This window comes from Polaribacter sp. Hel_I_88, assembly GCF_000687935.1.
Lineage (GTDB): Bacteria > Bacteroidota > Bacteroidia > Flavobacteriales > Flavobacteriaceae > Polaribacter.
The window spans coordinates 1,616,320-1,636,597 of record NZ_JHZZ01000001.1 but is presented as its reverse complement, the minus strand read 5'-3'; the positions used below and the strand labels follow the sequence as shown (position 1 = coordinate 1,636,597).

At 29.8% G+C, this 20,278-nt stretch carries 23 protein-coding genes; 22 read left to right on the top strand and 1 reads right to left on the bottom strand.

The features are described 5' to 3' along the window. The first annotated feature begins 1 nt into the window (after position 1). From P161_RS0107400 to can, 22 genes are all read left to right on the top strand, one after another. The gene (locus P161_RS0107400) at positions 2-946 is read left to right on the top strand and encodes a lysylphosphatidylglycerol synthase transmembrane domain-containing protein (protein WP_026776381.1); all 945 of its coding nucleotides are present in this window, start codon (positions 2-4) and stop codon (positions 944-946) included. 207 nt (positions 947-1,153) lie between these two features. Next, positions 1,154-1,384, top strand: coding sequence for a hypothetical protein (locus P161_RS18230; RefSeq protein ID WP_036841321.1), 231 nt, complete (start codon positions 1,154-1,156; stop codon positions 1,382-1,384). Beyond that, positions 1,374-1,655: a type II toxin-antitoxin system RelE/ParE family toxin gene (locus P161_RS0107390; RefSeq protein WP_026776380.1), complete on the top strand. Its 282-nt coding sequence runs from the start codon at positions 1,374-1,376 to the stop codon at positions 1,653-1,655. Before P161_RS18230 ends, P161_RS0107390 begins: the two co-directional genes overlap by 11 nt. 67 nt (positions 1,656-1,722) lie before the next feature. Continuing rightward, positions 1,723-3,084 carry a DNA repair protein RadA gene (gene radA / locus P161_RS0107385; protein WP_026776379.1) on the top strand — a complete coding sequence of 454 codons (1,362 nt, stop codon included), beginning with the start codon at positions 1,723-1,725 and terminating at the stop codon, positions 3,082-3,084. 88 nt (positions 3,085-3,172) lie between these two features. Continuing rightward, positions 3,173-3,754, top strand: a complete 582-nt coding sequence (locus P161_RS0107380; RefSeq protein ID WP_026776378.1) for a HupE/UreJ family protein — start codon at positions 3,173-3,175, stop codon at positions 3,752-3,754. 57 nt (positions 3,755-3,811) lie between these two features. Next, positions 3,812-4,237 (top strand): dCMP deaminase family protein, encoded by a 426-nt coding sequence (locus P161_RS0107375; protein WP_026776377.1) that lies wholly within the window; start codon positions 3,812-3,814, stop codon positions 4,235-4,237. Further along, positions 4,230-5,798 (top strand): S41 family peptidase, encoded by a 1,569-nt coding sequence (locus tag P161_RS0107370; protein WP_026776376.1) that lies wholly within the window; start codon positions 4,230-4,232, stop codon positions 5,796-5,798. Before P161_RS0107375 ends, P161_RS0107370 begins: the two co-directional genes overlap by 8 nt. A gap of 45 nt (positions 5,799-5,843) precedes the next feature. After that, positions 5,844-6,113: a hypothetical protein gene (locus P161_RS0107365; protein ID WP_026776375.1), complete on the top strand. Its 270-nt coding sequence runs from the start codon at positions 5,844-5,846 to the stop codon at positions 6,111-6,113. Between the two features lie 7 nt (positions 6,114-6,120). After that, the gene (locus P161_RS0107360) at positions 6,121-6,426 is read left to right on the top strand and encodes a type II toxin-antitoxin system RelE/ParE family toxin (RefSeq protein WP_026776374.1); all 306 of its coding nucleotides are present in this window, start codon (positions 6,121-6,123) and stop codon (positions 6,424-6,426) included. Then, positions 6,423-7,199, top strand: coding sequence for a UDP-2,3-diacylglucosamine diphosphatase (locus P161_RS0107355; RefSeq protein ID WP_026776373.1), 777 nt, complete (start codon positions 6,423-6,425; stop codon positions 7,197-7,199). Before P161_RS0107360 ends, P161_RS0107355 begins: the two co-directional genes overlap by 4 nt. A gap of 103 nt (positions 7,200-7,302) precedes the next feature. Beyond that, positions 7,303-8,292, top strand: coding sequence for a MoxR family ATPase (locus P161_RS0107350; RefSeq protein WP_026776372.1), 990 nt, complete (start codon positions 7,303-7,305; stop codon positions 8,290-8,292). 124 nt (positions 8,293-8,416) lie between these two features. Beyond that, entirely contained in the window at positions 8,417-9,286 is an 870-nt protein-coding gene (locus P161_RS0107345) for a DUF58 domain-containing protein (RefSeq protein ID WP_026776371.1), read from the top strand. A 109-nt stretch (positions 9,287-9,395) separates the two neighbouring features. Then, positions 9,396-10,394 carry a BatD family protein gene (locus tag P161_RS0107340; protein ID WP_231494716.1) on the top strand — a complete coding sequence of 333 codons (999 nt, stop codon included), beginning with the start codon at positions 9,396-9,398 and terminating at the stop codon, positions 10,392-10,394. Continuing rightward, the gene (locus P161_RS0107335) at positions 10,378-11,388 is read left to right on the top strand and encodes a VWA domain-containing protein (RefSeq protein WP_026776369.1); all 1,011 of its coding nucleotides are present in this window, start codon (positions 10,378-10,380) and stop codon (positions 11,386-11,388) included. The genes P161_RS0107340 and P161_RS0107335 overlap by 17 nt, the downstream gene beginning before the upstream one ends. 47 nt (positions 11,389-11,435) lie before the next feature. Then, complete coding sequence (locus P161_RS0107330) at positions 11,436-11,798, top strand: four helix bundle protein (protein ID WP_026776368.1); 363 nt, start codon at positions 11,436-11,438, stop codon at positions 11,796-11,798. 136 nt (positions 11,799-11,934) lie between these two features. Further along, positions 11,935-12,981 (top strand): VWA domain-containing protein, encoded by a 1,047-nt coding sequence (locus tag P161_RS0107325; protein ID WP_026776367.1) that lies wholly within the window; start codon positions 11,935-11,937, stop codon positions 12,979-12,981. A 5-nt stretch (positions 12,982-12,986) separates the two neighbouring features. Further along, positions 12,987-13,814 (top strand): tetratricopeptide repeat protein, encoded by an 828-nt coding sequence (locus P161_RS0107320; RefSeq protein WP_026776366.1) that lies wholly within the window; start codon positions 12,987-12,989, stop codon positions 13,812-13,814. A gap of 101 nt (positions 13,815-13,915) precedes the next feature. Then, a complete protein-coding gene (locus P161_RS0107315; protein ID WP_231494715.1) occupies positions 13,916-15,736 on the top strand; it encodes a BatD family protein in 1,821 nt (606 codons plus the stop codon). Between the two features lies 1 nt (position 15,737). Then, positions 15,738-16,493 carry a tetratricopeptide repeat protein gene (locus P161_RS0107310; protein ID WP_026776364.1) on the top strand — a complete coding sequence of 252 codons (756 nt, stop codon included), beginning with the start codon at positions 15,738-15,740 and terminating at the stop codon, positions 16,491-16,493. A 52-nt stretch (positions 16,494-16,545) separates the two neighbouring features. After that, positions 16,546-16,842, top strand: coding sequence for a hypothetical protein (locus P161_RS19490; protein ID WP_036841318.1), 297 nt, complete (start codon positions 16,546-16,548; stop codon positions 16,840-16,842). A gap of 85 nt (positions 16,843-16,927) precedes the next feature. Further along, on the top strand, positions 16,928-18,520 hold the full coding sequence (locus P161_RS0107300; protein ID WP_026776362.1) for a SulP family inorganic anion transporter: 1,593 nt from the start codon (positions 16,928-16,930) through the stop codon (positions 18,518-18,520). A 56-nt stretch (positions 18,521-18,576) separates the two neighbouring features. Beyond that, on the top strand, positions 18,577-19,224 hold the full coding sequence (can, locus tag P161_RS0107295) for a carbonate dehydratase (protein WP_026776361.1): 648 nt from the start codon (positions 18,577-18,579) through the stop codon (positions 19,222-19,224). A 71-nt stretch (positions 19,225-19,295) separates the two neighbouring features. On the opposite strand, the gene P161_RS0107290 is transcribed toward can, so the two are convergent. Continuing rightward, positions 19,296-20,258, bottom strand: coding sequence for a sodium-dependent bicarbonate transport family permease (locus P161_RS0107290; protein ID WP_026776360.1), 963 nt, complete (start codon positions 20,256-20,258; stop codon positions 19,296-19,298). Positions 20,259-20,278 lie beyond the last annotated feature (20 nt).

Here is a 20,278-nt window from a genome sequence, read left to right as displayed (position 1 = left end):
TTTGGATATTAAAAAAGTTTTAAAAATAATAATACCTCTCATTTTGGGAGGTTTTTTGGTTTGGTATTCATTAACCATTGTTTCTCCTGAAGAATTGGTTCAGTATTTTAAAAGCGCCAATTACTGGTGGATTGCTCTGGGCTTATTTTTCGGAATTTTAAGCCATTTGTCTAGAGCCTACAGATGGAAATTTTTATTAGAACCTTTGGGTTACAAACCAAAATTTATCAACTCTACCTTAGCAGTTTTAGTAGCCTATTTAATGAACATCTTTTTACCAAGAGCTGGTGAAGTTACAAGAGCAGCAGTCATGACGAACTACGAAAACATTCCCTTTGAAAAAGGTTTTGGAACTATTGTAGCAGAAAGATTGGCAGATTTAATAATGATGCTACTTGTTGTTGGTATTACGCTTTTTATTCAGTTCGATTTTATTTGGGCACTCTTAACCAAAGATTTTAATCCCGTAAAAACTTTTGGTAGTTTACTAATCGTAATTGTATTTTTTACTGTTTTTATTTTATACATCAAAAAAGGAAAATCAAAATTTGCACTTAAAGTTAAAGGCTTTTTTCTTGGCTTAAAAGAAGGTGTTTTTAGCATTTTAAACATGAAAAATAAGTGGGCATTTATTTTCCATACTGTTTTTATTTGGGCAATGTACATTGCTATGTTTTGGGCAACAATTCCTGCTGTAGATGGTTTAGAAGTTCCTGTAGGTGGCATTTTAATTGGCTTTATCGCAGGCGGATTTTCAATTGCTGCAACCAATGGTGGTGTAGGTTTATATCCTGTTGCAGTTGCAAGTGCACTCGCACTTTTTGGAATTGATAAAGTTACAGGAAACGCTTTTGGTTGGATTATGTGGACAGCACAAACAGCCATGATTATCGTTTTTGGAGGTTTGGCTTTCTTGTTATTGCCAGTTGTAAACAAAACAAAATAACTTCGAGTAATTCTTTTTTAAAAAATAGTATCAAGAAGTTGGGCGTTCCCTAAAAAGGTCGCGCTTTCATTACTCGCTTTTTTTCCGAAAAAGAAAAAAGAGCTCAAACATGCCATTCAATCGCTAACGCAAATACTTGCTGACTTTTAGAAAATCTTCAAATTAATTTATTGTTTAAAAGTATTATCTTTGGTAAAAAGCTACTTTATGAATACAGAAGAGAGGAGAAAAAAATTATCAAAATGGATTCTAGAAACAGATGAAAACGTTTTAAACGAAGTGGAGGCTATTTATAATACAACATCTCAAAAATCACAAATTTCTGAGGAACATAAAAACATTTTAGACAAAAGACTTTTATATCACCAGAAAAACCCAACAAGTGGCAGAGATTGGAATGAAATAAAAGCTGAATTATCTTTAAAATATGGTGTTTAAAGCAATTATAAAGCCATCAGCAGAAAAAGAACTTATAGAAGCTTTAAAATGGTATGATTTCAAAAAACAAAACTTAGAAACCGAATTATACCTTGAAATTTCAAAAACCATAGAAACGATTAAAGAAAATCCAAATTTATTTCAAAAAAGATATAAAGATTTTAGAGTCGTATTTACAAAAAGATTTCAATTTGGACTTCATTATACAATAGAAAAGAAAACTTTTTTTATTCACGCAATTCTTCATAACAGTCAAAATTTAAGAAAGTAAAATAGTCTCTTTATTTTTTAATTTTACTTTGTAACTTTGATTTTTCAAAACTTTGTAACTAAAATAAATGGCTAAAACCAAAACAACTTTTTTCTGTCAAAATTGTGGCACTCAACATGCAAAATGGGTTGGGCAATGTGGTGCTTGTAAAGAATGGAATACTATTGTTGAAGAAGTAATTCAAAAAGAAGAAAAACGCGTTTGGAAACAAGCTACAACTGCCAAACAAACCATTAATAAACCTTTAAAAATTGCTGATATTCAGTTAAATCCTGAAGAAAGAGTCATTACAAACAATAATGAATTAGATACAGTTTTAGGAGGTGGTTTGGTAAAAGGTTCTGTAACTCTTTTGGGTGGTGAACCTGGAATAGGAAAATCGACTTTATTATTACAAGTTGCCTTAAATATTAGCCAAAAAGTATTGTATGTTTCTGGAGAAGAAAGCCAATCTCAAATAAAAATGAGAGCAGAAAGGTTAGATGCAAAAAACTCAAACTGTTTAATTTTAACTGAAACAAACACGCAACAAATCTTTAAAAATATCGAAGAAACTGAGCCCGAAGTTTTGGTAATCGATTCGATACAAACCCTTCATACCAATTCTATTGAAGCTTCTCCTGGAAGTATTTCTCAAATACGAGAAACATCAGCAGAATTGATAAAATTTGCCAAAGAAACTGCAACTCCAGTTTTATTAATTGGACACATCAATAAAGAAGGAAACATTGCTGGACCAAAAATTTTAGAACACATGGTAGATGTTGTTTTACAATTTGAAGGCGACAGAAATCACACCTACAGAATTTTAAGAAGTCAAAAAAACAGATTTGGTTCTACATCAGAATTAGGGATTTATGAAATGCTTTCTAATGGTTTGCGAGAAATCTCAAATCCGTCAGAAATCTTAATTTCTAAAAAAGATGCAGATTTAAGTGGAACAGCCATTGCCTCTACTTTAGAAGGCGTTCGTCCTTTAATGATTGAGATTCAAGCGTTGGTTTCAACAGCAGTTTATGGAACTCCACAAAGATCTACAACTGGTTATAATTTAAAACGTTTACATATGATTTTAGCTGTTCTCGAAAAAAGAGCAGGTTTTAAATTGGGTGCAAAAGATGTTTTTTTAAATATTACTGGAGGTATCAATGTTGATGATCCTGCAATTGATTTGGCTGTGGTTGCTGCAATTTTATCATCGAATCAAGATATTGCTATCAACCCAAATGTTTGTTTTGCAGCAGAAGTTGGTTTGGCTGGCGAAATTAGACCTGTTTCCAAAATAGATCAACGTATTTTGGAAGCAGAAAAATTAGGTTATAAAACTTTTGTGGCTTCGAAATACAATAAAATTTCTTCCAAAAATCATGGCATTAAATTAGTTTTAGTTGGTAAAATTGAAGAGGCTTTTGCTACCTTATTTGCGTAAATAAAATGTAAATATCAACAAATAAAATCACTTTAAAACAGTAATACTTTTTTAATATCTTTGGTGTTTTCTTAATCTAAAATCTTAAATGGACGATTTTATTCTATATTTTAAAATGGGGCTAACACACGTGCTCGATTTTTCTGCTTATGATCATATTTTATTCTTAATTGTTTTAGCAGTTATTTTTAATAATTTTCAATGGCGAAAAGTAGTTTGGTTAGTTACCTTATTTACGCTTGGACACTCTATAACACTAGCTTTATCCGCCTACAAAATTCTGGAAATTAGAATGGATTTAATAGAATTTTTAATTCCACTAACCATTTTTATTACAGGTTTAATCAACATTATAACTGCTAAAAAAGAACCAACAAAAAAGGGAAATATCAACCTAGTTTTAGCATTATTTTTTGGATTAATTCATGGTCTAGGGTTCTCTAATTATTTTAAAATGATGATTGGTAAAGAAGAAGACAAACTATTTCCTTTAATAGAATTCGCATTAGGTATAGAAGTTGCTCAAATAATTATTGTTTTGGGCATTTTAATAATTGGTTTATTACTAAAAACTTTCTTAAAAGTGCAAAGAAGAGATTGGGTTTTAGTCACCTCAAGTATTGTTATAGGTTTTTCTATACAAATGATGCTTGAACGAGTTTTCTGGTAAACAAATTTTGTCTATTAATTAACGTTCCATTTCTACAAATCTTTTTAATTTCGTTGCATGACAGAAAAAAAGCAATTAAAATACGATAAAGCCTATTTAAAAATGGCTTTAGAGTGGGGTAAATTATCACATTGCAAACGGAAACAAGTAGGCGCTTTAATTGTAAAAGATAGAATGATTATTTCTGACGGTTTTAATGGCACACCAACTGGTTTTGATAATTGTTGTGAAGACGAAAATGGCGAAACAAAATGGGAAGTTTTACATGCTGAAGCCAACGCAATTTTAAAAGTGGCTTCTTCTACACAATCTGCAAAAAACGCAACTTTATACATTACTTTATCACCTTGTGTACAATGTAGCAAACTTATTCATCAAGCAGGTATAAAACGTGTTGTTTATGCAAAAGATTACAGAGACGCATCTGGATTAAATTTTTTAAAAAAAGCTGGTGTAGAACTAAAACATTTGCCTTATGAATAAAAATAACCTACCTATTTACTTTTCGATTGCAGTAGTTTTAGGAATTTTAATTGGTGTTTTTTTTGGCGGAAATTCAAATAATTTATTGTCTTTTACTAAAACACAAAAGCAAGAACAAAAAATAAAAAAACTCATCAACTTTATTGAGCAAGATTATGTAGATGACGTAAATACAGAAGAATTATTGGATGGTGCAATTACACAAATGTTGGGAAAATTAGATCCACATTCTGTATATATACCAAGAGAAAATCTGCAAGCTGTAACAGAAAGTATGCAAGGAAACTTTGTTGGTATTGGTGTTCAATTTAGAATGATAAAAGACTCCATTACAGTTGTACAACCCATAAAAGGTGGCCCAAGCATTAAAGCTGGTATTAAAGCTGGAGACAGAATTTTAATGGCTAATAAAGATACTTTATATGGCAAGGATTTTAGAAGTGGCATTGTTCCAAAATACTTAAAAGGAAAACCAGAAACTAAAGTTGCGCTTCAAATTTATAGAAAAAGTAATGATTCCTTATTTTCAGTTGATGTTACTCGTGGCAAAGTAAATATTAAAAGTGTAGATTTAGCGTACATGCTTAACGACTCTATTGGTTATATAAAATTAGATCGTTTTGCAAGAAATACATACAGAGAATTTAAAGCTGCTCTTGGTGATTTGATTGACGATGGTATGACTGATTTGGTGTTAGATTTGCGTGGAAATGGAGGTGGATTTATAGATATTGCCAACAGAATTATCGACGAATTTTTAGAAAATAAAAAGTTAATGGTCTTCACCAAAAACAATAAGAATTTTGTGGAAGAATATTTTGCGACCTCTATTGGATCTTTTGAAAAAGGTGGTTTGTATATTTTAATTGATGAAAATTCGGCTTCAGCATCTGAAATTGTGGCTGGTGCTTTGCAAGATAATGACAAAGGAACTATCATTGGAAGACGCTCTTTTGGTAAAGGTTTAGTGCAGGTTGAGATGGATTTAGGTGATGGTTCTGCTGTACGTTTAACAACGGCAAGATATTACACTCCAACAGGACGTTCCATTCAGAAACCTTATGACAAAAATGGCGATAAAGACTACAGAAGAGACTATCAAGAAAGAATTGCAAACGGAGAATTGCTAAGCAAAGACAGTATAAAAGTTATAGATTCTTTGCAATATAAAACACCAAAAGGCAAAATAGTTTATGGTGGAGGAGGTATTATTCCTGATGTTTTTGTTGCAATAGATACCACTTCTTACATGTCTAGTTTTTATTTCAATTCTATTAATAATTTTGCTTTTGATTATGTTGATAGTAACAGAAAAAAGCTATCAAAATGGAAAATTGCAGATTTTGTAAATGATTTTGATACTGATGAAGCTGTTTTAGATGCTTATTTATCAAAAATAAAAGACAGAGCAAATCCATCTTTTAAAACCAAAGAAAGCCTAAAAAAATATTTAAAAGCCTCAATTGCGAGCGTTCTTTTTGGTGATGTTGGTTTCTACAGAATTATGCATCAAGATGATAAAATGTTGCAAAAAGTTTTAGAGTTGGAGAATTCTAATTAATTAAATTTCTTATTTTGTATCTTTAACTTTTATATTTGATGAAATATGAGCACACTAGAAATAAAAAACAAAATTGTTAGTAGTTTAAATGCTATTGAAGATTCCTCTGTTCTAGAAACTGTTTTGAATTATGTGGAAAATTTGAAAGACTCGCACAAAAATTCATCAGAAGAAATTGTTGCATATTCTATTGATGGAAAAGCAATCTCAAAAAAAGAATACATAAAAAGAAACGAACAAGCCCTTAATTCATACAAAAGAGGAAACTTTAAAACTCAAGAAGAACTTTTAAATAAATACAAAAAAAGTATCTAATTATATTATGGATGATGGTAAATTCAAAGATATTATTTGGTCATTAGATGCAGAAAAAGATTTAGATGATATTGAACAATATTATGCAGAAGTTTCTCCAGAAAAATCTACGGAAAGAATTGTTGAACTAATTTTAAATGTCGAAGAAACCATATTTTCCAAACAATGGCAAGTAGATAAATATGATCCATCTTGCAGAAGAATGATAATCAATAGAAAGTTTAGAGTTCTTTATAAAAATATTAATGATATAATTTTAATTACAAGAGTCTATCCTACAAAAAAAGATCCTGAAAATTTTTCAAAAATTTGATTTCCATAACAACATCCAACAAGAAAAAAGTATATTTTGCATCAGATCAGCATTTAGGTGCTCCAACTCCTGAGGCTAGTGTTCCTCGTGAAAAAAAGTTTGTAGCTTGGTTAGATGAAATTAAAAAAGATGCAGAAGCTATTTTTTTATTAGGCGATTTATTCGATTTTTGGTTCGAATATAAAACTGTTGTTCCAAAAGGATTTGTAAGAGTTTTAGGCAAATTAGCTGAAATTAAAGACGCTGGTATTCCTATTTATTTCTTTGTAGGAAATCACGATTTATGGATGCATGATTATTTTGAAAAAGAATTAAATATTCCTGTTTATCATAAGCCACAAGAATTTATCATCAATAGTAAAAAGTTCCTCATTGGTCATGGAGATGGTTTAGGCCCCGAAGATAAAGGCTATAAACGTATGAAAAAAGTGTTTACTTTTCCCTTATTCAAATGGCTTTTTAGATGGTTGCATCCAGATTTAGGTGTAAAACTTGGGCAATACATGTCCGTAAAAAATAAAATAATTTCTGGTGATGATGATGCTAAATTTTTAGGCGAAGAAAATGAATGGTTGGTACAATATTGCAAAAGAAAGCTAACAAAAAATCATTACGATTATTTTATTTTTGGTCACAGACACTTACCTTTAGAAATTAATTTATCAGCAAAAAGTACATATATTAATCTTGGCGATTGGATACAATATTTTACCTATGGCGAATTTAAAAATAATGACATAAAACTGTTAAAATACAATACTGAATCCCTTTAAAATAAACAAAACCTTAGAAAATCTTTAACCTACTTTTAACAAATGGCAAAATGTTAAAATTGTAGATTTGTTTTCTAAAATTTAAAAATCAATTATCAAAATCATGGATGTAGATGTAAGAGCTATTAATGAAAAAATAGAAAGAGAAAGTGCCTTTATAGACATTCTTACTCTAGAAATGAACAAAGTTATTGTTGGGCAAAAACAAATGATTGAAAGTTTGTTAATTGGCTTGCTTGGTAATGGGCATATTTTACTAGAAGGTGTTCCTGGATTGGCAAAAACATTAGCTATTAACACCTTATCTAAAGCTGTAGATGCCTCTTTTAGTAGAGTGCAGTTTACGCCAGATTTGCTGCCTGCAGATGTTGTTGGAACCATGATTTACAATATGCAAAAAAACAGTTTTGAAATTAAAAAAGGACCAATTTTTGCAAATTTTGTTTTAGCAGATGAAATTAACAGAGCTCCTGCAAAAGTGCAATCTGCATTGTTAGAAGCCATGCAAGAACGCCAAATTACAATTGGCGAAACTACCTTTAAATTAGATGAACCATTTTTAGTAATGGCAACCCAAAACCCTGTAGAACAAGAAGGTACTTACCCTTTACCAGAAGCACAGGTAGATCGTTTTATGTTAAAAGTTGTAATTGATTATCCAAAATTACAAGACGAACAAATTATTATGCGTCAGAATTTAACTGGTGGTTTTGCATCTGTAAATCCAGTAATTTCTGTTGAGCAAATTATTAGAGCAAGAAAAGCTGCAAATGAAGTGTATATGGATGAAAAAATTGAGAAATATATTCTTGATATCATCTTTGCAACTCGTTATCCAGAAAAATATAATTTACCAGAATTAAAAGATTTAATCAGTTTTGGAGCATCTCCAAGAGGAAGTATTAACCTTGCAAGAGCTGCAAAATGCTACGCTTTTATTAAAAGAAGAGGGTATGTAATTCCAGAAGATGTTAGAGCTGTTGTTTTTGATGTTTTACGTCACAGAATAGGAATTACCTATGAAGCAGAAGCAGAAAATGTAACATCTGTTGAGATTATCAACTTAATTATTAATGAAGTAGAGGTACCATAAGCCCCTTTAATTCCCCCAAAGGAGAAAAAGCAAAATGGAATCGACGTTATTTAAAAAATCAATCAAATAGAATTTAAGCTAAAAGTAAAGGTCCTTCCCTTTGGGAAGGATTTAGGATGGGCTCATGGATACAAAGGAAATACTAAAAAAAGTTCGTAAAATAGAAATTAAGACAAAACGCTTGTCTAATGATATTTTTGGTGGTGAATACCATTCATCATTTAAAGGACGAGGTATGACTTTTTCTGAAGTGCGCCAATATCAATTTGGTGATGATGTAAGAGCCATTGATTGGAATGTTACTGCACGTTATAACGAACCTTACATTAAAGTTTTTGAAGAAGAACGCGAATTAACAATGATGTTAATGGTGGATGTTTCTGGCTCAGAATCTTTTGGAACCATCAATCAATTTAAAAAAGATACTGTTACAGAAATCGCTGCTACATTGGCTTTTTCTGCGACTCAAAATAATGATAAAGTTGGTTTAATTCTTTTTTCTGATGATATTGAATTGTTTATTCCACCAAAAAAAGGAAAAAGTCACGTTTTAAGAATTATTAGAGAACTAATAGAGTTCAAACCAAAAAGTAAAAAAACAAATATTAGTGTGGCTTTAAAATTTTTATCTAGTGTGATGAAAAAAAGAGCCATCGTTTTTATGTTGTCGGATTTTATGGACGATGATTATGAAAAAACAGCTAAAATAGCGAGTAAAAAACACGATTTAACAGGAATTAGAGTATATGATAAACACGATGAGGAGATTCCTAATTTGGGAATGGTACCCATGTTAGATGCTGAGTCTGGCTCAATACAATATGTAAATACAGCATCAAAATCAATAAGAAATAGTTACAAAGCAAACGCATTAAGACTTGCAGATTATTATTTAAGTACATTTAAAAGAAGTGGTGCAGGAACAATAAACACGAGAGTTGACGAGAGTTACGTAAAGAAATTATTAGGTTATTTTAAATATAAAGGGAGATAAAAAGCCCATCCTAACCTTCCCATTTCGACTGCGCTCAATGCAGGCGACTGGAAGGAACACTCAGATGGTAAATGTTAATGGAATCGTCATTAAAACAGATAATTAAAAGTTGAAAAAAAGAAATACATTTAAAGGTTTTCAGTCAAGTGAAAAATACGCACAAGCCAAGTGCTCTCTTTCTTTTGGAAAGAGAGTTAGAGAGATAGGCTTTTTTCTTTTTCTTTTTTGTGGTTTTGCTTCTTTTGCTCAAAATTCGATGGTAAAATCGCAAGTTGAAACTTCTAAAATTAGAATTGGAGAGCAATTTACCTATAGAATTTCTGTCAATGAAACTGATAATGTTATTCTACCTAAATTGGAATTGCAAGGTTTAGAAGTTATAGATTCAGCTAGAGTAGATACTTTAAACAATATGCTAATTCAAAAGTATGTGTTAACAGGTTTTGATAGTGGCGCATTTTACATTCCTCAACAGCAAGTCTTTGTAAAAAATCAAGCATATCTTACAGACTCTTTGTTGATAAACGTTGCTACAGTTGCTATTGACACTACAAAAATTAAAAAATTCCCAATTAAATCTATCAAAAAAGAACCTTATACTTTTGATGATTTTAAAATGTACATCTATTTATTAATAGCAGCTTTATTAATTATTGGTTTCTGGATTTATTGGTTTGTTATCAGAAAAAGAAAACTTGAAGAAGATGAACCTACTTATGTTGCATTACCTCCTTATGAAGAAGCAATGCATAAATTGGGCGAATTAGATGAAAAGTTATTATGGCAAAATAATAAAGTTAAAGAGTACTATATTGAGTTGACAGAAATAATTCGTGCTTATATTGAGCGTGAATTAAAAGTACCTGCTTTAGAAAAAACAACAGATGAAATTATTGAGACACTAAATGATTTCCATGATGCAAATACGATCAATACCACTAAAGAAACTATTAAAAAATTAAAAGCTTTATTACAAGAAGCAGATTTAGTGAAGTTCGCAAAATCGAAACCATTAGCTCCAGAAATAGAGGAAGATAGAAAAGACGCTGAAGAAGTAGTTCATAATTTGAAACCAAAACCAATTAGCAAAGATGAAAAACTGGAGTAATTTCGAATTTCTAAATCCCGAGTTTTTATGGTTGCTGATATTAATTCCTTTATTAGCGGTTTGGTTTTTCTTTGTCCGTAAAAGAGATGCTGCTGTTTTAACAGTGCCAAGCATTAAAGGTTTTAACACAAAATCGTCTATTTTATCAAAATTAAAACCAATTTTAGGTTTGTTGAGATTATTGGCTTTGGCTGCAATCATTGTAGCTTTGGCAAGACCAAGAAATGTATCTGTAAGTAAAAAAACAAAATCGAATAAAGGAATAGATATTGTAATGGCAATTGATGTTTCTGCTAGTATGTTGGCGAGAGATTTAAAGCCAAATAGATTAGAAGCCTTAAAAAAAGTTGCTGTAGATTTTGTGGATAGAAGACCAAATGACAGAATAGGAATTGTGGTTTATGCAGGAGAAAGTTTTACGCAAACACCTATTACCAGTGATAAAGGAATTGTAAAACGTACCATTTCTAGTTTACAATGGGGTCAATTAGATGGAGGTACAGCCATTGGTATGGGTTTGGGATCTGGTGTAAATAGGTTAAAAGAAAGTAAAGCAAAAAGTAAAGTAATTATTTTGTTAACAGATGGTGTAAATAATTCTGGAAATATAGATCCAAGAACTGCAACAGAATTGGCAAAAGAACTGGGAATTAAAGTGTACACAATTGGAATTGGTACAAATGGAATGGCAGATTTTCCTTGGAGTAAAGATCCAAGAACTGGACTTTTAAATTTTAGAAAACAACAAGTAGAAATTGATGAAGCCTTGCTAAAAGACATTGCAAAAGAAACCAATGGAAAGTATTTTAGAGCAACAGATAACGAAACTTTAAAAGAAATTTATGATGAAATTGACAAGCTAGAAAAAACAAAAATAGAAGAATTTAAATATTATAATTATCAAGAAATGTATCGAGATTTAGTCTTTTTAGCACTTGGTTTTTTACTATTGGAATTCTTGTTGAGAAATACGTTGTTTAAGAGTTTTATTTAAATTGATGTATTTATGTGTAATCGTTTAACTGTGTAATTGTAAAAAAGATGTACATATTTTCATTTGAGAAATTAAAGGTTTGGCAAGAAGCAATTGACCTTTCTGTTGAAATTTATAGAATTACAAGAAATTTTCCTTCAGATGAAAAGTTTGGAATTACAAGTCAGTTAAAAAGAGCATCAAATTCAATTTCTGCAAATATTGCAGAAGGCACATCACGAATTACGGATAAAGACAAAGCACATTTTTCAACAATAGCATTTAGCTCAACAATGGAAGTTTTAAATCATATTATTTTATGCAATAAACTTAAATTTATAAATGATGAAGTTTATACTGATTTAAGAAAAAGAATTTATAAAATATCAAATATGTTAAACGCTTTAAGAAAATCACAATTGAACAGTTAAACATCAATTACACAATTGAAATCTGTGTAATTGTTGAAGTGTTCAATTGTGTAACTGTAAATCCAATTCACAATTAAAAACAAATTTAGATTACGCAAACAACAATTACACGATTAAACAATTACACATTAAAACAATGTATAGACTAGAAGAACCAATTTATTTTTACTTATTAGCAATCATTCCAATAATGATTGTTGTTTTTCTATTGGTTTTTTGGTGGAAAAAAAGAACACAACGTAAATTTTCTAATCCAGAATTATTAAAAAAATTAGCGCCAAATTCATCTACCTTTAAATCAAGTTTAAAACTATTGATGTTATTGTTAGGAATTGCATTTTTAGTAATTTCTTTGGTAAACCCTAAAATGGGATCAAAATTACAAACCGTAAAAAGAGAAGGTGTAGACATTGTATTTGCTTTAGATGTTTCTAAAAGTATGTTGGCAGAAGATATTGCTCCTAACAGACTAGAAAAAGCCAAACAAATTATCTCTAAAATTATAGATCAATTAGGTTCAGATAGAATTGGAATTATAATTTACGCTGGTAATGCGTATCCACTTTTGCCAATAACTACAGATCATGCAGCTGCCAATATGTTTTTGCAAAACGCAAATCCAGATATGGTTTCTAGCCAAGGAACAGCCATTAACGAAGCTTTAGAACTTGCCAAAACCTATTATAATAATGATGATCAAACCAATAGATTTTTAATTATTATTTCTGATGGTGAAGATCATCAAGAAGAAACAAAACAAGTGGCACAGAATTTGAATAATGATGGAGTAAAGATATTTACCATTGGTGTTGGTACAGAAAGAGGTGGACCAATTCCAATGCGTTTAAATAATGAAATGATTGGTTATAAAAAAGACAACCAAGGAGAAACTGTAATTACTAAAAGAATGCCAGAGGTTTTACAAGAAATTGCCGATGTTGCTAAAGGAAATTATATGGATGGTAATATTACTGAAAATCCTGTAAAAATAATGGCAGACATAATTGCAAACGCAGAAAAAAACGAATTTGAAACGAAACAATTTTCAGATTATAAAGACCAATTTCAATGGTTTTTAGGAATAGGTATTTTATTTTTACTTTTTGATATTTTCTTGTTTGATAAAAAAACAAAATGGTTGAAAAAAGTAGATTTATTTAACGAAGAAAAAACGAAAAAATAACAAACATGAAAACATACTTAAACATACTTATTGTGTTCTTAATGATCTTTTCATCAAATGAAATTAGTGCACAAAAAGATTCAATTGCTTTACAACGTAAGGCAAGAAAAATGGTTAGAGAAGGCAATAAATTGTACAGTCAAAATCAATTTACAGATGCTTCTGTAGCATATAAAAAAGCGTTAGGCAATAATTCTAATTATGACAAAGCAAGTTATAATTTAGGAAACGCTATGTATCAAAATAAAAACTTTAAAGAGGCTGTTCCTCAATTTGAATTATCAGCAAAAACAGCAGAAGATAAGTTTACAAAAGCAGAAGCGTATCATAATCTTGGAAATGCAATGATGGAAACAAAAAACTATCAAGGTGCTGTAGATGCTTACAAAAACTCTTTAAGAAACAATCCTAATGATGATGAAACTCGTTATAATTTAGCAGTTGCTCAAAAAATGCTTGACAAAGAAAATCAAGATAATAAAGACAACAAGGATAATAAGGATAACAAAGACAAGGATAATAAAGACAAAGACGATAAAGACAAGGATAATAAAGACAAGAAAGAAGGAGATGATGAAAAGGATAAAGAGAATGAAGGAAAAGACGACAAAGATAAAGACGGAAAAGACGAGCAGGATAAAAATAAAGATCAAAAAGACGATCCTAAAAAAGATGATAAGGATCAAAAACCTAAGCAACAACAAGGAAAAATGTCTCCTGAACAAATTAAGCAGTTGTTAGAAAGCTTAAATAACGAAGAAAAAAAGACACAAAAGAAAATGAATGCCCAAAAGGCAAAGGGTAAAAAAGTAAAACAGGAAAAAGATTGGTAGAAGCCCATCCTCAATCCTTCCCAAAGGGAAGGAAGCCCCACTCTTTCTCTATAAAAAATAAATCAAATATTTCTTTCCTTTAGGAAATAAGAAAGATTATTATGAATTTAAAAGATTATTTAAAAAAGTCAGTTTTAAATATTACTTTCTTTCCACTTATGGAATTTAGAAAAGGATTTTTTGTTTGTATACTTAGCTTGCTTTCATTTGCTACTTTTGCTCAACAAGCGGAATTAGAGGTAAGTGTTAGTAAAAATAAACTGGGCTTAAACCAGCGTTTACGAATAGAATTTTCTATAAATAAACAAGGTGCAGACGATTTTACACCTCCAAAATTTAGTGATTTTAAGGTTATTCAAGGCCCAAGCCAATCTGTTAGTCAATCTTGGATTAACGGAAAAGTTAGTTTTTCTCAATCTTATACATATATATTACAACCTACCAGAAAAGGCGAATTAATTATTGATGCTGCAAGTATTAAAATTAATGGAAATACGTTAAATTCTAAAATGATAAAAGTTATTGTTTCAGATGCTATTGAGGTTCCAGAAAATCCAAATGATCCAAATTATATAGCCGAACAAAATATTCATTTAGTAGCAGAAATTTCTAAATCTAAACCATATGTTGGCGAAGGTATTTATGTGGAATATAGATTGTATGTAAGTGAAAATATAAGTGTTTATGATACTTCTGTAACTGAAGCTCCACAATACAATGGTTTTTGGAATCAAGAAATTAAAATAAATGGCTTCCCTGTTAAAATGGGGAAATATAATGGAGAAAATTATAGATATATAGTACTTCAAAAAGCGTTGCTAATTCCTACAAAAACAGGAAGACTTACGTTAGACCCAATGAAAATGGATATTACCATTGGTGTACCCACAGGAAGAGCAGACTTTTTTGGAAACGTAATCACCAAAAATATAAGAAAAGAGTTTTCATCACCCAAAAAAGTTATTAGTCCAGAAAGTCTTCCTTTTGAAGGCAAACCAGAAAACTTTACAGGTGCTGTTGGTGAATTTAATTTTGATGTTTCTCTAAGTAAAGATATTTTAAAAGCAAATGAATCATCTCAAATTAAAGTAGCAGTTTCAGGAAAAGGAAACTTAAAATTATTTGAATTACCTTCTGTAGAAACACCTGCTGAATTAGAAAAATATCAACCAGAAAGAAAAGAAGACGTAAGAATTACAACTGATGGTTTGAGTGGTTCTGTAACAGATTCTTACACTGTTGTTCCTCAATACAAAGGCAAATATAAAATACCAAATGTATCTTTCTCATATTTTAATCCAAATACAAAAGAGTACAATACTATTAATACTGATGATTTGTACGTAAATGTTACTGAGGGTAAAGAATTAATTACAAATAATGGCAATTCTGCTACAAAGAAAAATGTGGTTACCTCTGGCAACAATTTTAGATATATACAAACCCAAAGCACTTTTACACCCAAAGAAAATAACGATTTTTACAAATCTTACTTATTCTACCTTTTATTATTGCTGCCTTTAGCAATTATTCCTATAGGAATTATCATTGCTAAAAACAACGAAAAACGTAATAGTGATCTTGTTGGTCTTAAATTAAGAAAAGCAGAAAGATTAGCTAAAAAATATTTATCGGAAGCACAAAAACAACTAGGTAAAAAAGAAGCTTTTTACGAAGCTTTAGAGCGTGCTTTACACAATTATTTAAAAGCAAAATTAATTGTAGAAATTGCAGACATAAGTAAAGAAAATATTGCAAAAATTCTTGAACAAAGAAAAGTAAATGAAACTACTATTAAACAATTTATAGACGTATTAAAAGCATCTGATTTTGCACGCTACACACCTGTTACAGACACTGAAATGAAACAGGAATTTGAGAGAGCAAAACAAGTAATCGTTGAATTAGATAAACAGTTATAAAATGAAAAAAATCCTTTTTTTATTGTTGATAATTGCCAACTCTGTAGTTGCTCAAAATGCTGAAAACTTGTTTTCTACTGCCAATGATTTATACAAAAATGACAAACTTGAAGAAGCTATAGACTTGTATAAAAAAATAGAAGACCAAGGTATGGTTTCGTCTGAATTATATTATAATCTTGGGAATGCTTATTACAAACTAAACAAAGTTGGTCCATCTATATATTATTACGAAAAAGCTTTAAAAATAAATCCTTTAAATGAAGATGTTCAAAACAATTTAGTTTTTGCAAAACGTTTGGCTTTAGATAATATTGAAGAATTACCAAAAACTGTTTTTCAAAAGTTTAATGAAAATTGGTTGCAAAAGCTCTCCTATAATCAATGGGCAATTGTAGTTATTGTATTTTCTTTTTTAGGTAGTTTACTCTTTTTATTATTCTATTTTTCTAATTCGCCTTCCAAGAAAAGGTTTTATTTTGCAACAAGTCTTATTAGTTTTATACTATTGATATTTTCATTTTTTATCACTTACAATCAATATACATTCTATAAAAAAAATAAAGAAGCTATTGTATTTGCAGAAACAACTGAAGTTAGAAACGCACCAACTTTTAACTCAGATGAGGTTTTTACACTACATGAAGGTACAAAAGTAATTGTTTTAGATACTATTGATAATTGGAATAAAATTAAACTTGCTGATGGTAAAATCGGCTGGATAATTGCTTCAGAAATAAAATTATTAAACGAATAATTACCATTCTATTAAAATTTTTATATCTTTCAAAAATAAATACATAATTTATTTGAAAGTTAAAATAGCCCTTTTTTTTTCATTAATATTTTCAATTCTACTAATCGCTCCTACTGTAATTAGTGTGGTTGATGATAGCATAAATCTTTCTCTTCTTGTTAATATGAATGAAGAAGAGGAAGGAAACAATTCTATAAAAGAGATCAAAGTAAAAATAGCTTCAGAAAATGAAAACTCTTATTTGGTTTTAAATAAAATTCAGAAAATGAAAAATATTAGTTTCCAATCTAAAAACTACATTTCTGAATACCCTAAAATTACTACTCCACCTCCAAAATACTTACTATAACAAATAGTTTATAAAGTAAGAAATCAATTATCATTTTAAATTTAAAATACTCTAAATACATTATTTAGAGTTAAATATTTTATATATGTTTAAGTATATCAAAAAGGATTTACCTGCAAGTATTGTAGTATTTTTTGTAGCATTACCCTTGTGTTTAGGTATTGCATTAGCCAGTGGAGCGCCTTTATTTTCTGGCGTAATTGCAGGTATTATTGGGGGAATTGTTGTGGGTGGTCTTAGTGGGTCGAAACTTGGAGTTAGTGGTCCAGCTGCAGGTTTAGCTGCAATAGTTTTAACAGCAATAGGTACTTTAGGAGGATATCAAAATTTTTTATTAGCCGTAGTTTTAGGAGGAATTATTCAAATAGTTTTAGGAATTTTAAAAGCGGGAGTTATAGGATATTATTTTCCTTCGTCAGTAATTAAAGGAATGTTAACAGGTATTGGTATTATTATTATATTGAAACAAATACCTCACTTTTTTGGATATGATGCAGAGCCAGAAGGTGCAGATAGTTTTATAGAAACTTCTGGAGAAAACACCTTTTCTGCAATTTTAAATATATTTGATAATCTAATCTTAGGATCTCTAGTTATTGGTCTTATAGGATTGGCAGTGATTCTATTTTGGGACAAGGTTTTATCAAAAAAAGCAAAATTCTTTACAATAATTCAAGGGCCATTAGTTGCTGTTGTTTTAGGTATTGTTTTTTATATGCTAACAGGTTCTAATGAATCATTAAAAATATCAGAATCACATTTGGTAAATGTTCCTATTCCTGATGATATCAACTCTTTTTTAAATCAGTTTAGTTTTCCTAATTTTGGGGCAATAACAAATCCAGAAGTTTGGATAGTTGCATTTACAATTGCTTTAGTTGCTAGTTTAGAAACCTTATTAAGTGTTGAAGCTTGTGACAAACTAGATCCAAACAAAAACGTTACACCAACAAATAGAGAATTGCTAGCTCAAGGAACAGGAAACATTATTTCTGGTTTAATAGGAGGTTTGCCAATTACACAGGTAATTGTTAGGAGTTCTGCAAATGTGCAATCTGGTGCTAGAACAAAATTATCAACAATAATACATGGTTTCTTATTATTAATTTCTGTAATATTAATTCCGACTTTACTTAATAAAATTCCATTATCTGTACTTGCTGCAATTTTATTAGTTGTTGGTTATAAATTAGCAAAACCTTCTTTATTTAAAAAAATGTACAACCTTGGTTGGAAACAATTTGTACCATTTATTGTTACTATTGTAGGTATCGTTTTTACAGATTTACTAGTAGGTATTGGTTTAGGTTTAGGTGTTGGTATTGTAGTTATTTTAATTAAAAGTTTTCAAAACTCACACTTTTTACATATTGAAGATAAAAGTAATGATAGAAATCAAATTAAAATGACGCTTGCTGAAGAGGTTACCTTCTTTAACAAAGGATCTATTTTAAATGAATTAGACAGTTTGCCTAAAAACACTTATTTAGAATTAGATGTAAGAAAAACAACCTATTTAGATCATGATATTATAGAGATCTTAGATGATTTTACAATTAAAGCAAGAGAGAGAAACATAGATATAAAAATTATTTCTGAAAGAGGTATTGAAGAAAATCCAGATAGTTTTATTGAGTTTTTTAAATTAAATTTAAAACCAACTCAAAAGAGAAAATAATAACTATTTATTTTCTTGATAAAAATATAGAAGTACAACCAATTAATATATATAAAATGAAAAATACTTATTATCATCAATTATTAGAAAACAATAAAAATTGGGTTAAAAATAAAATTGATAAAGATCCAACATATTTTGAAGAATTATCTAAAGGACAAAAACCACCTGTTTTATGGATTGGTTGTGCAGATAGTAGAGTACCAGCAAACCAAATAACAGGCACACTTCCTGGTGAAATTTTTGTACACAGAAATATTGCAAATATGGTTGTGCATACAGATATGAATATGCTAAGCGTATTAGATTATGCCGTAAATCATTTAAAAGTAAAACATATAATTGTTTGTGGACATTATGGTTGTGGAGGCGTGGAAGCTGCTATGCAAAACAAATCTTTAGGGTTGATAAATAAATGGATTAGAAACATAAAAGAAGTTTACAAAGAAAATATTACAGAATTAAATAAATTAGATTCTGATAAAAAACGTTTTGACAGGTTGGTTGAATTAAACGTAAAAGCACAGGTCTACGATTTGGCAAAAACATCAATTGTGCAACAATCATGGAAAAATGAAACTGGTTTAGAAATACATGGATGGGTATATGGTTTAAATGATGGTATCATTAAAGATTTAAAAGTATCTATGGATAGTACTGCACATTTAGATGATATTTTTACGCTAGATTTAGAGAAAAAATAAAATTTATTAAAAAAATATAAACCCATCAAAGTGTAATATTTTGATGGGTTTTTTATTAAGTTTATTTATTCTTAAAATAGGTTAATAACAGCATAATAAATTGGCATTCCAATAGTAATATTAAAAGGGAAAGTAATCCCTAAAGCCATAGGAATATAAATACCAGCATCAGCTCTTGGCTCTGCAAGTTTCATTGTTGCAGGAACAGCAATATAAGAAGCACCAGCAGCTAAAATTGCAAACAACAATCTATTTCCTGCACTTTCAGTAATAAATCCACTTATATAGGCTACAACTATTCCATTAAAAAGTGGCACCATAATTCCGAAGAAAAATAAGAACATTCCATATTTTTTAAACCCTTTAATTCTATTTGCAGTAACCATGCCCATTTCTAGTAAAAAAAGCGATAAAAATCCTTTAAAAATATCGGTTGTAAAAGGCTCAATTCCTCTAGCTTGGCTAGCATCTGCAATTAAACCAATTACCAAACTACCTACTAACATTAAAACGCTACCACTTGTAAAAGAATGTTTCAAAATACTTCCTATGGATTTTTTCTCTTTTTTAGTGCTGTCATTTATCATAATTAAAATAACACCAACTATAATGGCTGGAGACTCCATAATTGCCATAATTGCCACCATATGTCCACCAAAAGTAATTCCTTGATTTTCTAAAAAAGAAACTGCTGTTACAAAAGTTACTGCACTTACAGAACCATAAGCTGCAGCAATTGCGCCAGCGTTTGGAACACCAATTTTTCTTTTTAAAAGATAAAAAGTATATAAAGGTACAATTACAGACAAACCAATCGCAAATAAAATTGAATATAGAATTTCTGCATTAAATTCGCTATGAGATAGCTCTTGACCACCTTTAAAACCAATGGCAAATAATAAATATAGTGAGATAAATTTTGATGACGATGCTGGAATTTTTAAATCGCTTTTTACTAAAGATGCTATAATTCCTAATACAAAAAATAACAAAACAGGATTTGTTAAATTGCTAATTAAAATATCTACATTCATTACTTTAATATTGTTTTGGT

Coding starts and splice junctions, on each gene's coding strand:
- radA (WP_026776379.1), top strand. CDS start 1,723: ATGGCTAAAACCAAAACAACTTTTTTCTGTCAAAATTGTGGCACTCAA.
- P161_RS0107325 (WP_026776367.1), top strand. CDS start 11,935: ATGTATAGACTAGAAGAACCAATTTATTTTTACTTATTAGCAATCATT.
- P161_RS18230 (WP_036841321.1), top strand. CDS start 1,154: ATGAATACAGAAGAGAGGAGAAAAAAATTATCAAAATGGATTCTAGAA.
- P161_RS0107380 (WP_026776378.1), top strand. CDS start 3,173: ATGGACGATTTTATTCTATATTTTAAAATGGGGCTAACACACGTGCTC.
- P161_RS0107360 (WP_026776374.1), top strand. CDS start 6,121: ATGGATGATGGTAAATTCAAAGATATTATTTGGTCATTAGATGCAGAA.
- can (WP_026776361.1), top strand. CDS start 18,577: ATGAAAAATACTTATTATCATCAATTATTAGAAAACAATAAAAATTGG.
- P161_RS0107350 (WP_026776372.1), top strand. CDS start 7,303: ATGGATGTAGATGTAAGAGCTATTAATGAAAAAATAGAAAGAGAAAGT.
- P161_RS0107370 (WP_026776376.1), top strand. CDS start 4,230: ATGAATAAAAATAACCTACCTATTTACTTTTCGATTGCAGTAGTTTTA.
- P161_RS0107290 (WP_026776360.1), bottom strand. CDS start 20,258: ATGAATGTAGATATTTTAATTAGCAATTTAACAAATCCTGTTTTGTTA.
- P161_RS0107375 (WP_026776377.1), top strand. CDS start 3,812: ATGACAGAAAAAAAGCAATTAAAATACGATAAAGCCTATTTAAAAATG.
- P161_RS0107300 (WP_026776362.1), top strand. CDS start 16,928: ATGTTTAAGTATATCAAAAAGGATTTACCTGCAAGTATTGTAGTATTT.
- P161_RS0107390 (WP_026776380.1), top strand. CDS start 1,374: ATGGTGTTTAAAGCAATTATAAAGCCATCAGCAGAAAAAGAACTTATA.
- P161_RS0107320 (WP_026776366.1), top strand. CDS start 12,987: ATGAAAACATACTTAAACATACTTATTGTGTTCTTAATGATCTTTTCA.
- P161_RS0107310 (WP_026776364.1), top strand. CDS start 15,738: ATGAAAAAAATCCTTTTTTTATTGTTGATAATTGCCAACTCTGTAGTT.
- P161_RS0107365 (WP_026776375.1), top strand. CDS start 5,844: ATGAGCACACTAGAAATAAAAAACAAAATTGTTAGTAGTTTAAATGCT.
- P161_RS0107335 (WP_026776369.1), top strand. CDS start 10,378: ATGAAAAACTGGAGTAATTTCGAATTTCTAAATCCCGAGTTTTTATGG.
- P161_RS0107345 (WP_026776371.1), top strand. CDS start 8,417: ATGGATACAAAGGAAATACTAAAAAAAGTTCGTAAAATAGAAATTAAG.
- P161_RS0107315 (WP_231494715.1), top strand. CDS start 13,916: ATGAATTTAAAAGATTATTTAAAAAAGTCAGTTTTAAATATTACTTTC.
- P161_RS0107330 (WP_026776368.1), top strand. CDS start 11,436: ATGTACATATTTTCATTTGAGAAATTAAAGGTTTGGCAAGAAGCAATT.